Source organism: Synechococcus sp. W65.1 (assembly GCF_047461615.1).
Classification (GTDB): Bacteria; Cyanobacteriota; Cyanobacteriia; order Thermostichales; family Thermostichaceae; genus Thermostichus.
In genome coordinates this window covers 96,955-111,155 of sequence record NZ_JANSHI010000005.1, presented here as the reverse complement: position 1 = coordinate 111,155, position 14,201 = coordinate 96,955, and the positions used below count along the sequence as shown (strand labels likewise).

The window sequence follows — 14,201 nt, the reverse complement described above, 5'->3', positions numbered from 1 at the left end:
CTGCTCAGCGCCAGCCTCTCCCGCTTGAGGATTCCAAATGGCTATTTAGAGGCGGCTACGAATAACAAATGAGTAGTTGCTGCCGGGCTCTAGCAGGTAATCCGATTTCTCCAAAAAACGGCTCAAGGGATCGCAAATCAAGGCTCGCCCCACTGAGGGCTCCACCCTAAGCCCTCCACCTCGAAAGCGCCAGCAAAAGTGCCAAACCCAGCCGTTAGCGCTGACTTCCCCTTCAATGGCACCCTCCTGCCAGGAGCGGCGGGTAATCTGCACATGGGCAGTGGTCTGAGGTAGCTGGCTCATCCTGAAGCCGTGAGAATCTATCCCCTATTCTCCATAAAAGCGGCGCAAAGGCCCACTAGCTCTGCCAGCCCCCAATTTAGCCAGCCCCTGGGCCAGAGAAGCGCAAGCCTCAGGCAGGGCAACCCCCTCGACTGTCTTCTGGAATATCAAACCGGGGGCTCGACCGTGGCCACAATGTCGCGGATGATGGCTTCGGCTTCCTGCCGGCGGTTACTTGCCATCTCTCCCCCTCCAGCTAGGGAAACACGATGGGCCAGTACCGGCACGAACAAGGCCTGTAGATCCTCGGGCAGGCAGAAGCCGCGTCCCTTTACGAGGGCCCTGGCTCGCGCTGCCCTTGCCAAAGCCAACGCCCCTCGAGTGGAGACCCCAGCCCGCAGCAGCTTGGAGGTGCGTGTAGCCTGGACTACCTGGAGAAGGTAGTCGGCCAGGGATCCCTCCAAGTACACCTGATCCACCGCCGCCTGAATCTCCCGTAACTCGGCCAGTGAAAGCACGGGCTGCAGAGCCTCCACGGGATCCGCCTGTTGCCGATGCAACAGGAGGGATCGCTCAACTTCAGGGCTGGGGTAGCCAATCGACAGCCGCACCAAGAACCGATCCAACTGGCTTTCTGGCAGGGGATAGGTGCCGTGGTACTCCAAAGGGTTTTGGGTGGCTAGCACGATGAAGGGGCGGGGCAGCGGGTAGGTGCGGTCGTCCAGCGAAACCTGCTTTTCCGCCATCGCCTCTAGCAGGGCGCTCTGGGTGCGGGGCGAGGTGCGGTTAATCTCGTCGGCTAGGATGACATGGGCAAAAATGGGGCCGGGGCGAAACTCAAACTCCCCTTTTTCCTTGTTGAAAAGAGTGAGGCCAAGAATGTCAGTCGGCAAGAGGTCGCTGGTAAATTGAATTCGCTGAAACTTGGCCCCCAAACTGCGGGCTATGGCCCGCGCCAACGTGGTCTTGCCCACTCCCGGCACATCCTCTAGCAGGACATGACCTTCTGCCACCAGGGCTGTCACCACCGCCTGCACCACCTGCGACTTGCCCTGGAATACCGATTCGACGTTGGCCATCAGCCTGCCGATCTGCTGCTGCAAAGTTTGCAGTCGCTCCGCCGGGATCCGGGTGCCCGCACCCACCATAGATCGATCCAAAGAGGCCTATTCCACCATACAAGCCCAATCCCAGCCCAGAGCAGGATCCCACAAAACCCCGGCGGAAAACCGGAATATCATAGATCTCATCCCTACAGCTAAGGATGGGTATTTTGGAGCTGTCCTGCAAAAGCGAGTACGCGCTCCTGGCGCTGCTGGAATTGGCCCAGCACTACAACGACGGCCGGGTGTTGCAGATTAGGGAGATTGCAGCCCATCAGTCCATTCCCGACCGCTACCTGGAGCAACTGTTGGCCACCTTGCGCCGGCAGGGGCTGGTGCGCAGCCAGCGGGGGGCCAAAGGGGGTTATTTTCTGGCTCGACCGCCCTGGCAGATTTCCCTATTAGACGTCATTCAGGCCATCGAGGGCGAGGAGCTGAGCCGCTCCCGCACCTTGCCCAGCAGCGATCTCACTCCAGAGCGCCAGGTGCTTCTGCAGGCTTGGCAAGAGGCCCAAGCAGCGGCAGTGGACATTCTCCAAAAGACAACCTTGCAAGATCTCTGTGACCGGCAGGCCCAAGGGCAACAGGCCAGGCTGATGTACTACATCTAAGCTGCAGCAAAAGTCAAGGCAGACAGGAAGGGCTGGGATCCTGACTTCGTTTTGGGTTATCCTGGAGCGCACTGCTTCACATTGCTACCCTGGCCATGAGCTTGCACTCCCCTCGCCCGCCCGCTGCCGAGATCTTTTCCGCAGAAGACTTTGCCCAGGCTCTAGCGGCCCAAAGCCTTGACTTCCAACCGGGCCAGGTGATCCGAGGTCGCATCTTCCAGCACCAGAGCGACGGCGTTTTGGTGGATATTGGCGCCAAGTCGCCAGCCTTTTTGCCTTTCAAAGAAGCTGGGGTCGGCTCAGAGGAAGACCTGAGGCAGGTGTTTCCCCTCAAAAGCGAAGCCGAGTTTCTCATCTTGCGAGAAGACGCAGAAGGGCAGATCCTGCTCTCGGTGCGGCGGCTGCGGCTGAAGCGGCTCTGGGAAGAGCTGGCCGAAAAGCAAGCCAGAGGCGAGGTGGTCACAGCGCCGGTGATTGGCATCAACAAGGGCGGGGTGGTGGTGGATGTGCAGGGCCTGCGCGGCTTCATTCCGCGCTCCCATCTCATCCAGCGGGAAGCTCTGGAAGATCTAGTAGGCCAATTCCTCACTGCCAGTTTGCTGGAGGTCAACCCCGCAGCCAACAAGCTGGTGCTCTCCCAGCGAGTGGCCCGACAAGTGGAGAGCTTGGGGAGCTATACCACTGGCCAAGTGGTGCGGGGCAAGGTCAGCGCCCTCAAGCCCTTTGGCGTCTTTGTAGAGCTGGAGGAAGGGGCCAGCGGGCTGTTGCCCATCAAGCAGGTCAGCCAACGCTTTGTTGCCTCTCTCTCCGACTTGTTCCAGCCTGGGCAGCCCATCAAAGCAGTGGTCATCGATGTGGATGAGACCAAGGGGCGGGTCGCCCTCTCCTTGAGAGTGTTGGAGAAGTACCCTGGCGAGGTGTTGGAGCAACTGCCTCTTGTTCTTGAGGAAGCTGAAAAACGAGCCGGCAAACTCAAGGGGAGAATCACGTCCGAGGGCGAGGTCATTTAACCCATGCCGCCTGCCGAGGCGCTCCAGGCCGAGCTTTTTGGATCCCTCAATCTCGCCCCATTGCTACAGAAGCAGTGCTGGGGGCTGCGGCAATGTCACGCCGCCAGAGGTAGGGGTGTTGAACACCTCAGCCAGGATCTCCCGCTAGCGGCGCGGAGCTCTAGATTGCAGCAAGGTGTAGGCGATACAGCTTGTCAGTGAAGCTGGGATCCCCAACTCCCTCTGGGAGAGAGGCTGGTAGGGCGCTATCTTCGCAGCCAATTCAACAAGGTCGTTCCCCCCAGCCCCAAGCCTACCAAAATGGAAGTGGTCAGCAGCCCCGCTGCCACACAGATCAGGGATCCCAAGCTGCAGAGGATCCCATCTTCTTCCAGGAGGCCGAAGGCGGTGACGAATACCCCCATCGCTGGCAGGGTGTTGGTGCCGGGCACGGGGATGATCATGGAAATGCCCATCAAACCAATCCAGGTGCCTAGCCAGACTTGGCCCAGGCGACTGGTGCAGACGAGGTTCCAACGGGGGCGGGCGACTTGTTCAAGGCGCTGCAACCAAGGGATCCCGACCTGCACCCATTTTTGAAATTGCTTCCGTTCAATGGATGTCTGCAGCACCCATGGCGGCAGCCAGGGAGTGGCTCGCCCTGACAGCATTTGTAGGGCCAGCAGCAGAATAACCACGCCAAAGGGAGTGGAATAGCCAGGAGCGGGCAGAGGCAAAGCCGAGGGAAAAGACAGCACTGCCAAAAACAAGCCAAAGCTGCGCTCGCGCGCCAGTTTGAGAATCTCTTCGAGGCGGATCGCCTCTGGTGGGGATCCCTCGGGCTGCTCCGAGCTGTTGGCAAGGCCGGCTAAGCGGGCTAGCTCTTGGGATAGACGTGCCATAGCGGGAAAGGTTGACCAAGGCCTAGCCTACTGCAAATTCTGAGTCTGTTGGATATCCTGAGGCTTGAGGAAGAAGGTGGTCTTGGAGGGGTGAAATGAGCGGCCAGGGGCTTGGTAGGTGGTTGGACAGGGAGGTGGTCAGCCGCAGCCTTGCCCAGAGACCAAGGCGTTGGCCAGCACAGGGGATGGCTGGGCTGGTGTTGCTGCTGGGATCCCTACTGCTGGGGAGGATTGGCGCAACCTTTGCCGAAACCCAACTGTCAGTGGGCACCTCCACTACCTTGCCTCCCCGAGCAGAGCCGACCTTACCCCCTCCGCCCCAGGGAGTTCGGCAAATCTCTGAAAAAACCAATCCAGAGGAGACTGCTGACATGCCCCTTTCCCTGCTGGCAGAGCAGGTGCTGGAGGCAGTGTGCGAAGCACAAATTGATGCCGAACGAGCCTTGGCTCTCATGCCTGACCTGAGCAAGTCCCATATCCGCGCCGCCTGTCCGAAGCGGCTGATCCCCAAAAGCTGAAAAGGAAAATCGCTGGTCTTCGACTCCTTCACCTCTTGCTGGATGCTGCTGGGGGCGCTTAGGGAGCTCTGTTTTGGAGTTGCACTCCCCCCGAGCGATCTAGTTGCTTTGCAAGTCAAGCTGCACTAACTGGGCTGGCTAATTGACCCGTGTCTATCGTCCTAGCCAGCCATTACAAGTCCTGGAGCGCCCAGCTTACCTGCAGGGGGATCCTCTCCTCCCTGGCTTTGCCCTGGATCTCAGTCTAATTTGGGCATAAAAAAGCAAACTCCGCTCTCAAAATGAGCAAAACTCTGTATTGCGGAAAACGGTCAAGTATCACGCCAGCAAGCAATAATGAGGGCAAAGCCTGGGGATCCCGACGGAGGTAAGCCTATGGAGATGAGGTGTGTGGAGCAGACCCCCAGCAAGCGTGTTTATCTAAGGGGGCTTGGAGTTTTGTCGGTTAGTGCTATCTTTGCTCTCTTTTTGGTGCTGTATCTTTGTTCCCTGGTTCCCTGACTTGGCGTTTTCTGGTAGATCGCAGCTTCACTTGCTATCGCCTTGATCAGGATATGGTCAACTGCGAAGTGGTCTTCCAGCCACTGCTCTTACCAAAATGGGTCAGGTCTTACTATAACGTAAGAGGGGCCAGAACCAAAACTGAAGTTCAAATAGACTTTGAGGGAGACAAGAGAACCTATTACTACGTCACTCTCATAACTTCTGCAGGAGAAAAGGAAGCCTGGTCAACCGCCAGCGAGAGCAAAGCCCGACAACTGGCAACAAAGATCCAATCGTTTCGGGTGAGTGCAGAGAGTCAGCTATTGGTGGACGGCAATACTCTCAACTTAGGAAGTTTGTCTGTACTTCTGATTGTGCTTTTTCTCTCAGGAATGTTATTTCTTTTAGGTCTATTGCGAACAGTTGCGCTGCCGAGATGCCGGCTGACCTTTGACCGCTCCCTAGACCAGATCTTGGAGGAGTACCTCACTCCCTTTGGGATAAGGAGGAGGAAAACTTACTCCTTCAGAGACGTGCAGCAAGTTGTGGTTCAGAGCACAACAGACTCTGATGGCGATACCTTTTTTCGGTGGAGGTGCAGTTGCAAGCAGGAGAACCCTTGTTGTACCTGAGTTTTGGTACTGACGATAGCAAGGCAAGGGCGGAAGCAGAACAATTGGGCCAGCTTTTGAGGTGTCCAGTAAGGCTGCCGGAGACAACGCCCTAGGCCTAGACTAGACCCCCCTTGGTTTTTGGGGAAGGTGGGGGAGGCAAGATTTGCCGAAGCTGAGACAATGGCATCTGTCCACGCGCTCAAAGCGATCCCCTGTGCTGCCGCGGGCTGTTCTGTGGATTCTGGGGTTGAGCCTGCTTCTGCGCTGTCTGGTCGCGGCTCTGTTGCCGCCAGGCTTTGACGAAGCCTACTACTACCTCTATACCCGCCATCCGGAGTGGAGCTATTTTGACCATCCGCCCCTGGTGGCCTGGACGACGGGGTTGGGGCCTGTTTTGACAGGTCAGGTGTCGGCTTTTTCCATCCGACTGGGATCCCTGTTGGCCTACAGCGGCTCTTCGCTGTTGCTTTACCTCACCGGAGCGCGGCTCTTTTCGGTGCAGGCGGGGCTGATTAGCCTGGCAACCATTAGCATCGCGCCCATTTTCTGGATTGGGTTTGGGGTGCTAACCCTGCCGGATAGCCCGCTGACGTTGTTTACGGCGGCAACGCTGTGGGTGGCTGCCCAGGAGTTTTTTCCGGCTCCCAAACCGGGGGTCTACGGGTCGGCTCGCTACCGACCGGGACCGCGCTTGGCGCTGATTGGGCTGTTGGTGGGGCTGGCCTCTCTGGGCAAATACCACGGCCTGGCGTTGGGGTTTGGCCTGGCGCTCTTTTGCCTGCTCAGCCCAGCCCACCGCTGTGCCTTTAGATCCGGCTGGGCGCTCTTGGCGGCGCTGGGGTTCTTGGCAGCCTTTAGCCCAGTGTTGCTCTGGAACGCCCAGCAGGATTGGATCTCCTTTCGCTTCCAAGGGGGGCGAGCGGTGCCGGAGACAGGCTACCGCCTGCAGGATCTGGCTCTGACGGTGCTGCAGGAAGTTTTTTATCTTTTCCCAACCTTGGGGATCCCTCTGCTGGGGCTGAGCTTGGCTGAGGGCGGGCGGCTGGGGCTAGCTCTCTTCCAGAGAAGACGCCTCGCGGATCAGGAGCTGAGGCACCTTTTAATCCTGGCCTGTGGGCTGCCGCTAGTGCTGGCTTTTACCTTGATGGGGGGCTACCGCCCCATCCTCCCCACCTGGCCCATGCCGGGGTTTTGGGTGCTGAGCCTGCTTTTAGGATCCCGCTGGGAAGGATGGCTAGGAGCAAAGCGGCTCTTGGCGGGGACGGCGGTGGCGGTGGGTCTGTTGGTGGGGGTGGGGCTAGCCCATGTGCGCTACGGGTTGCTGCAGGCGCCCGGCGGCTTGGGCCTGTGGCCAGTGGAACGGGATCCCTCCACTCAGCTCATTGAAATTGAGCAGTTGCGCCGCCAGTTTCAGACGGATCCCCGCCTGACTCAGGCCCTGGAGGCAGTAGACTTCATCTTCACCAATACCTACTTCCTGGGCGGGCAGATCGGCATGGCCTTGGCACCGCTGACGGAGAAGCCCCTCACCTGCCTAGATGAAGATCCGCGGGGCTTTGCCTTTTGGTCTCAGCCGGAAGACTGGCTGGGAAAAGACGGGCTGCTAGTCACCTCCACGCTGTTCCAGCCAAAAGCAGGGATCCCAGCCACCTACGGCAACTATTTTGAACACATTGAACCGGTGGCCGAGATCCCTCTGCGGCGGGCGGGTGCAGTGGCGCAGACCTTTCAGGTGTACCTGGCTCGGCAAATGCGCCAGCCCTATCCCCGTCCCTACTCCCGCCGGCGCTAAGAGCCATAGCTTTGGGCTTCATTTGCGGAGAACTCATGCAGACCATCATCATGACCGTGGGCACCTCTTTGCTCACCAACCCGGACAAAAACCTACAGCCGCCGCGGCCGTGGCTAGGGCAAAAGACCATTGGGGATCCAGAACGGGCCTTAGCCTGGATGAGAAAGACCGACCTGGAACTGATCAGCGCCGAAACCAACACCTACTACCGGCTGGACCCCACCCCCCAGGATGCCTTGATTTTGCTTTACTCAGAAACTCCTGAAGGCCAAGAGTGTGCCCAGATTTTGAAGCTCTTTTTTGAGGAAGCCCTGGGCCAACAAGGGGTTTCCCTCTTGCCTCTCCCCGGCATCAACTACGAGCTGGAGGAATCCTCCTTGGAACGGATGGCCGAGCTGTTGAAACAGTTGGCGGAGAGCGCTAAAGGGCTCGTCACCTTCGCCGCCACTGGGGGGTTCAAAGCCCAGGCCATGGTTATGGCCGTGGTGGGCAGCCAACTGGGGATCCCAGTCTGCTACATCCACGAGCAATACAAGTCTTTGGTGTATCTGCCCTATCTGCAACCGCAAGTCCAGCCTCGGATCCCGCGGGCGAGCTTGCCAGATTCTGGCCGCAATCGCGCCGAGGTCATCCAATTGCGAAGCGAGAGTAGCCACCACCGCCCTCGCAGCTGGGCCAAGGTGGAAAAGCTCCTGCGCGACCTTCCCTGGGTGGATCTGGTTCGCTACGACCCAAACGCCTACGCTGCCCCCAAAAACGGCGTCAAAGCCGCCAACCGCAAAACCGAAGATGGCCGCCACATTCTGTGGATCCATCTGCACGAGAGCCAGGACACCCACCTTGCCGTCCGGGTAGAGACCACTGGCTATACTCCCGAGCATCTGGAGCAGGCTGCCGCCGAGCTGCGGGAGCGCCTCGGCCGTCTCCTTTAGCTTTTGCTCAACTGCTGGGCCACGAGTTGCACGATGGCCTGGGCCGCACCCGGTCTGCCCCCCAGCTGTTGCAATTCCCTCTGCATCTGCTGGCGTCGTTCGGGATCGGCCAACAGGGCCCGCACCTGTTCGGCTACCTGGGCTGGTCGCAAATGGCCTCGCAGCTCCGGCACCACCTCCCGTCCTGCCCAGATGTTTGGCCAAGCCAGGTAACCCAGCCACCGCAGGGCAATTGTGTTGATGAGGCGGGCTATCCAAGTGCCCAGGCCAGGCAAGCGGGCCAACAGGCCAGGGATCCCGTCCCAGGCGCGCATCGCCTCCAGCTTGTTGGTGGGGATCGCCACCACCATGGGCACCCCCAGGTAGGCCAGCTCAGCGGTGTTGGCTCCAACCGTAGTCAGGCAGAGGTCGCAATTGGCTAGCACAGAATAGGCGGGGAAACGGGTCCACAGCTGTACCGTGGTGCCAAAGGGAGTGACGAAGTGGGAGCCTAGGTTGGTTTGCTCCAGGGTGGCGGAGGTGCCGTAGATGACGGCCATATCGGGGTTGAGCTTGGGATGGGCGTAAGCCGCCAGCGACTGAGGGGTCTGGCCAGGAGCCACTGGGATCACGAAGCGGACGTTGGGCAACAACTGGCGCAACTCATCGGCCACCGCCAGCACCAGCGGCACTCCCAGGGAGAGCTTGGCTGGCTTGGAGCCGGGGAGCAGCCCCACCTGGTAGTGGGTGCGGTTGCGGTCGCCAAGACGTTGCCAGCCACGCGGCAGCAAGGCTTCGTCGGCAGGGGGGGGTTCCACCCTTTCCGGTGCCGTTTGCCCCGATTCCGGCTCCTCGATGGGATCGGGGAGGGGCTGGAGGAGGGTGGAAAAGCCTGCCGTCGCTTCAGGAGCAGCGCTAGAAGCCGGCGGGGGGAGAAAGCGGCTGCTGAGCCAGCCGGGAAGAGGGATCCCCGGCAAGGAGACAGCACTGGCCACTCCATCGGCCATCAGATCCCCGACCACCTGCATCTTGGCAGCCCAGCGGTGGCCCAAGAGGTGTCCCCCGTCGTAGCGGCGTTTGATCTCCTCCGTCCGCACCGCAAAAACGTCTACCCAGGGTCGCCAGCGAGGCCGACGCTCCGCATACACCACCAGACGGTAGCGCAGACGGCGGGCAATCCAGAGCGCAAAAAACTGATCCCCTCCTAGGAACAGCACCACCCCCCGCTTGGCCCAATCCCAGGCTTCTTCGGTCTGACCCGTGAGCAAAAAAGCTAGAAAAAAATCGGGATCCTGAACCCGATCGACCTGGATAAATTCCTCTGCTATCTTCACCTCTTGCCCAGAAGCGTGCGGACAAGGAGAGAGCACCAGGGAAAGACGCGCCTGGGGCAGTTGCTGACGCAACTCTAGGACAACTGGCCGCACCCAGGTGAGCAGCTCGCCGGGGCCGTTGGAGAGGATGAGGATGTCGTAGGGAGGCTGGCCGCCGTTCACTGAGACCCTCAGGGGGCAAAAACTTTGCCGCTATTGTAGGGGATCCCAACGGCTCCCAGCCCTTGCCCAGGGTTCAACTCCAAGGAGGGCCACAGCTTTTGTCCAACTGACTTTGCAACCACCCTTGGATATCCCGCAAACTTTCTGGGGAAACCTCGTGGCCCATTTCGTACTCCCGATAGGTCAAGCGCAGGGGCAGCAAGGCAAAGTAGTCGCGGATCTGGCGGCCGAAAGCCACAGGCAAAACGGTATCGGCGGTGCCGTGAACCACGAGGACGCTCAAGTGTTGCATCCGGGCTGGCTCCACCGCCTCGGCTAGGATCTCCGGTGAAAGGCGACCGCTTATGGCCACTACGCCAGCCAGCTTCTCCGGCCGGGTTAGAGCCAGATATAGGCTCATGATCGCCCCCTGGCTAAACCCCAGCAAATAGACCCGGGCCGGATCCAGAGAAATGTCGGCCATCCCCTGGGACAGAACCTGCTCCAGAAAGTGGCTGACAAGCTCCCGGCTGCGGCGGGCTTGCTCGGGATCCCCCACCAGCCCTTCCGGCGTCCAGGCCATTTCAAACCAGGCAAAGCCACCCGCCCCCCAGGGAAGCGGCGCCCTTAGGCTAATCACCGCTAGGCGGGGATCCAAGTAAGGGGCCAACTGGAGGAGATCCCCCTCATGGCTGCCGATCCCGTGCAGCATCACCAACACAGGAGCAGATCCCGGCCCGGCCTGTCGGGGCGGTTGAAAGCGGTAGACAAGGGGCAGAGGGGAAGACAACGCGATCCTCAAAAATTGAGACCAATACCGCCTAGGCCCAATCCCGAGGCTGGCGCAGCACTTCGTAGAGCTTGGCTTCCCAGCTATCGGGCGGCGGCTCGTAGCCGTATTCCCAGCGCACCAATGGCGGCAACGACATCAGGATCGACTCGGCACGACCTTGGGTCTGGAGACCAAAGACCGTGCCCCGGTCGTAGACGAGGTTAAACTCCACATAGCGCCCGCGCCGGTAGAGTTGGAACTGTCGCTCCCGTTCCCCCCATTCCATCCCCTGCCGCCGCTCCACAATCGGCACATAGGCAGGCAAGAACGCCTCGGCACAGGCTTGCACCAGCTCAAAGAGATGCTCCCAACTGCGGGATCCCACCCGCGCCTGGAGTGGCAGCGGCTCAGCCACAAGCTGTTCGGGATCCGCCTCTGCCTCACCCTCAGGGCGGTAGAGCAGCCCGGGCCGGTCGTCTTGATAGTCAAAGAAAATGCCGCCAACGCCGCGGGCCTCGCCCCGATGGGGCAAGAAGAAGTAGCGGTCGCACCAAATCTTGAAAGTTGGGTAGTAGACCGGATCCAGACGGTCGCAGGCCGCTTTGGCGGTGCGGTGAAAATGAGCCGCATCCTCCTCAAACAAGTAGTAGGGGGTGAGATCCATGCCGCCGCCAAACCACCAAACCGGCCCCGCCTCGAAATAGCGGTAGTTGAGGTGAACCGTCGGCACATAGGGGTTGCGGGGATGCAACACCATGGAGGTACCGGTGGCGTAAAAGGGATGCCCCGCTGCCTCGGGGCGATGTTTCAAAATCGAAGGGGGCAGCTGGGAGCCAAATACCTCGGAAAAATTGACCCCTCCTTGCTCGAACACGCCTCCTTGCTGGATGACCCGCGAGCGACCGCCTCCCCCTCCAGGGCGTTCCCAGCTGTCTTCCCGAAACTTGGCTTTGCCATCCAGCGCTTCCAGACGAGCACAGATCTCGTCCTGGAGATACCGCATAAACTGGCCTACCCGTTGACGAGCATCCGTTGGTGGTGCTGTCGGGCTTGCGGTTAGCATCGTGGTCTTCCCAATCTCTCGAAATAAACGAACTAAGGCTTTTGCCTGCAGCAGACCTAAGTCTCAAGCCCCCAGGCGCGGAGAACCCTTTTGGCATCTAGGCCATCTCTAGATTTTAAGTGGGAACGACCTCGTGGGGGCGGAGCCTTGCCCACTTGTTCCGCTCCTCACGAAAGCTCTGGCAGGCCACCACATCCCACTCCATCTCAGTGCCGCCGTTGCGGATGTTGACGTTGATCTGGGGCCCTTGCGGCTCAAAATCTGGCGTCAGGGTGAGGTGGGGCTGTTGGTGCTGCGCTTCCACGGCGTGATAGGTGGTGCAGCGATCCACGTAGTAGCAGTGAATACAAATACACATGGCTGCTGCCTACCAGAAAGAGTCTGCGATCTCGACGATAGCATCCTGTCTTCGGGAAGACGGAGGATCCGGCTTGCTCAGCCGATTCTTGAGACATTTCTTAGGAAAGAGAGGCGTCTCCCCTTCTCTCGTCTAAAATCTCAAGATACTCATATCCACCCGTGAGGCTAAGGCTTGGTTCCCGGTCAGGATCAAGCTAGCCAGGCTATCCCGAGGAATTGCCATGAACACCCACACCCGCTACCGCTTTATCTGTACCCTCTCCTTTGGGGATATCTACGGCCAGATCATTGTTTGGCTAATCGTGATTTTTGCTGGCCTGGGCGCCGCCCTCTCTCTGATGAATAGCCCTCTCTACGCCTTCCTCACCATCGCGTTGATCTTGGTCATCTCCCTGCCTTTTCTGCTCTTTGCCTTCGTGACAACATTGCTCAACCACATCGAGTTTGTGGCTGTTCCTCCTGAGGAAGAAGAGGAAGAGCGCGCTGTGGCAGCCAAGTCGCCAGTGGCTGTCAGGTAACAGCCAGTTGGATCCTCTCCTGCTGGCCCACGGATGCTAGGGGTTGGCAAGCCGCCTTGCTGGCCGGCGGGTCTTGGTTCTCAATGCTTGTTTAATTTTTGCTACAGTTTGTTGCAGCCAGCCCTCCAAGCCCTGGCCCCCAAGGTCTGTCTCGGTGCCGATGGGTGGGCCGACCAAAAGAAAAGGCAGCCGGCGGGGTTTAGGTCGAGAGAGGGCTGCCAGCCAGTTTGGGAAAGCAGGTGTTTGGTGGTGATGAAGGCGATGGGAAATGACTTGGCCCAGCTCGACTACTGGGTGTACCGGCTGGCGCGGCTGCTGAGCGAATACCTGAATTTGGGGGAGTTGGTTGCGGCTTCCACCGGATCCCTGGAAGAGGAGCCGCTGGCTCCCACTCAGTTTTCTGCCTGCTGAACCGGATCTGGCGTCAGCGACTGGGATCCCCTAGGCTAGGTAACCTGTCTCCCGTTGCCTCCCCTATGCGGATCCCTTACTGGTGGCCACAGCTCGGTTTTCAGGTCTGGCTGATCTTTATCGGTCGGCTGATTTCCCAAACTGGAACCGGTTTTACTCTGTTCTACACCACCCTCTTTTTCGTCAATCAGGTAGGGCTAACGGCCACTCAGGTAGGTTTGGGTCTGGGCATGATGGCCTTTGCTGGCGTGTTTGGCCGCCTCCTCGGGGGATCCATGGCAGACGGAGCTTGGGGCCGCCGCTCCACTTTGATCCTCTCGCTGGCCATTTCCGCTCTGGGCTCCTTTGGCTTTGCCCTTTCCCATGGCTTCTGGAGCTTTGCCCTGGCCAACCTGGCGGCAGGGTTCGGGCAGGGCCTCTATTGGCCGCCGGTGGAGGCAGTGGTAGCGGATCTAACCACGCGCGAGCAGCGCAACGAAGCCTATGCCCTAAACCGCCTGGGGGATAACTTGGGCCTGAGCCTTGGCGCCGCCATGGGCAGCGTCCTGGTAGCTCTGACGAAGAACTACCGCCTCCTGTTTGTTATCGACGGCCTCACGTACTTGGCCTTTCTAGCCCTACTCTGGCTTTGCGTTCAGGAGACTCGGGCAGCTCAGCCGGCGGCAGAGCCTCTGTTGGCAGGCTGGAAAGTTGCCCTGCGGGATCGCCCCCTATGGGTGTTCGCCCTGGCCAACATTTTCTTCACCACCTACATTGCCCAACTCAGCAGCAGCTTGCCCCTTTACTTGCGCAAGGGAGCTGGGATCCCTGAGGTGCAGATTGGCCCGTTGTTTGCTCTGCACGGAGCCATCGTTGCCCTGCTGCAGATACCAGTGGCCCGCCGGCTGAACCGCCTCACCCGCATCCAGGGTTTACAGGGATCCGCCCTGATGTGGGGGCTGGGATTTGGGTTGGTTTGGCTCAGCGGCCCAGCAGCACAGTTGGGAGCGATGCCGGCCACAGGGATGGCGGCCTTGGCCTTGGCGGTGCTCTCCTTGGCCTTGGCGAGCTACAACCCCTCAGCTTCGGCGCTGGTGGCAGATTTGGCCCCAGAGCATCTGCGGGGGGTTTATCTATCGATCAACTCCCTCTGCTGGGCAGCAGGCTTTGCCGTTGGGCCGCTCATTGGGGGAGTGGCTCTGGATCTGCCACCTCCTTGGGCGGGTGGGCTGTGGCTCTTTTGGGTGGCCAGCGTCGGCCTGGTTTGGGGAATCCTTAGCTTTTTGGACAGCATCCTACCCTGCAGAGTCAATGCGGCAACGGTCTCTCCGCCGCCAGCGGCTGTTCCCCTACACAACGCAGAGCCCTGAGGCTGGATCCCGGTCGGTTTGTTAAGCTGATGTTACCTTCAACCCTCG

15 protein-coding genes are annotated in these 14,201 nt (G+C 59.7%); 8 read left to right on the top strand and 7 right to left on the bottom strand.

Annotated features, from left to right (window positions below; genetic code table 11):
* Positions 1-45: 45 nt before the first annotated feature.
* Entirely contained in the window at positions 46-303 is a 258-nt protein-coding gene (locus NW806_RS04335; RefSeq protein ID WP_414395189.1) for a DUF3146 family protein, read from the bottom strand.
* Positions 304-449: 146 nt separating this feature from the next.
* On the bottom strand, positions 450-1,430 hold the full coding sequence (locus tag NW806_RS04330; protein ID WP_414405744.1) for an AAA family ATPase: 981 nt from the start codon (positions 1,428-1,430) through the stop codon (positions 450-452).
* Positions 1,431-1,555: 125 nt separating this feature from the next.
* On the opposite strand from NW806_RS04330, the gene NW806_RS04325 reads away from it, so the two are divergent.
* A complete protein-coding gene (locus NW806_RS04325; RefSeq protein ID WP_414395560.1) occupies positions 1,556-1,996 on the top strand; it encodes an RrF2 family transcriptional regulator in 441 nt (146 codons plus the stop codon).
* A gap of 95 nt (positions 1,997-2,091) precedes the next feature.
* Complete coding sequence (locus NW806_RS04320) at positions 2,092-3,006, top strand: S1 RNA-binding domain-containing protein (protein ID WP_414410153.1); 915 nt, start codon at positions 2,092-2,094, stop codon at positions 3,004-3,006.
* A gap of 245 nt (positions 3,007-3,251) precedes the next feature.
* Here NW806_RS04320 and NW806_RS04315 read toward each other — a convergent pair whose 3' ends face one another.
* The gene (locus tag NW806_RS04315) at positions 3,252-3,887 is read right to left on the bottom strand and encodes an exopolysaccharide biosynthesis protein (RefSeq protein ID WP_414410152.1); all 636 of its coding nucleotides are present in this window, start codon (positions 3,885-3,887) and stop codon (positions 3,252-3,254) included.
* Between the two features lie 185 nt (positions 3,888-4,072).
* On the opposite strand from NW806_RS04315, the gene NW806_RS04310 reads away from it, so the two are divergent.
* The 3 genes from NW806_RS04310 (at position 4,073) to NW806_RS04300 (ending at position 8,226) form a co-directional block, all read left to right on the top strand.
* Complete coding sequence (locus tag NW806_RS04310; RefSeq protein WP_414410151.1) at positions 4,073-4,405, top strand: hypothetical protein; 333 nt, start codon at positions 4,073-4,075, stop codon at positions 4,403-4,405.
* Between the two features lie 1,344 nt (positions 4,406-5,749).
* Positions 5,750-7,294, top strand: coding sequence for an ArnT family glycosyltransferase (locus tag NW806_RS04305; RefSeq protein ID WP_414410150.1), 1,545 nt, complete (start codon positions 5,750-5,752; stop codon positions 7,292-7,294).
* Positions 7,295-7,329: 35 nt separating this feature from the next.
* The gene (locus NW806_RS04300) at positions 7,330-8,226 is read left to right on the top strand and encodes a putative CRISPR-associated protein (protein ID WP_414410149.1); all 897 of its coding nucleotides are present in this window, start codon (positions 7,330-7,332) and stop codon (positions 8,224-8,226) included.
* Here NW806_RS04300 and NW806_RS04295 read toward each other — a convergent pair.
* The 4 genes from NW806_RS04295 to NW806_RS04280 form a co-directional block, all read right to left on the bottom strand.
* Positions 8,223-9,701, bottom strand: a complete 1,479-nt coding sequence (locus NW806_RS04295) for a hypothetical protein (protein ID WP_414410148.1) — start codon at positions 9,699-9,701, stop codon at positions 8,223-8,225. The genes NW806_RS04300 and NW806_RS04295 overlap by 4 nt on opposite strands.
* 73 nt (positions 9,702-9,774) lie before the next feature.
* On the bottom strand, positions 9,775-10,470 hold the full coding sequence (locus NW806_RS04290; protein WP_414410147.1) for an alpha/beta hydrolase: 696 nt from the start codon (positions 10,468-10,470) through the stop codon (positions 9,775-9,777).
* A gap of 31 nt (positions 10,471-10,501) precedes the next feature.
* Complete coding sequence (gene hemF, locus NW806_RS04285) at positions 10,502-11,515, bottom strand: oxygen-dependent coproporphyrinogen oxidase (protein ID WP_414410146.1); 1,014 nt, start codon at positions 11,513-11,515, stop codon at positions 10,502-10,504.
* 115 nt (positions 11,516-11,630) lie between these two features.
* Positions 11,631-11,873 carry a Ycf34 family protein gene (locus tag NW806_RS04280; RefSeq protein WP_414395204.1) on the bottom strand — a complete coding sequence of 81 codons (243 nt, stop codon included), beginning with the start codon at positions 11,871-11,873 and terminating at the stop codon, positions 11,631-11,633.
* Positions 11,874-12,096: 223 nt separating this feature from the next.
* Between NW806_RS04280 and NW806_RS04275 the strand changes: the two genes are divergently transcribed.
* The 3 genes from NW806_RS04275 (at position 12,097) to NW806_RS04265 (ending at position 14,153) form a co-directional block, all read left to right on the top strand.
* A complete protein-coding gene (locus NW806_RS04275) occupies positions 12,097-12,393 on the top strand; it encodes a hypothetical protein (protein WP_414395562.1) in 297 nt (98 codons plus the stop codon).
* A 252-nt stretch (positions 12,394-12,645) separates the two neighbouring features.
* Complete coding sequence (locus NW806_RS04270; protein ID WP_414410145.1) at positions 12,646-12,804, top strand: hypothetical protein; 159 nt, start codon at positions 12,646-12,648, stop codon at positions 12,802-12,804.
* 65 nt (positions 12,805-12,869) lie between these two features.
* Entirely contained in the window at positions 12,870-14,153 is a 1,284-nt protein-coding gene (locus NW806_RS04265; protein WP_414410144.1) for an MDR family MFS transporter, read from the top strand.
* Positions 14,154-14,201: the final 48 nt, after the last annotated feature.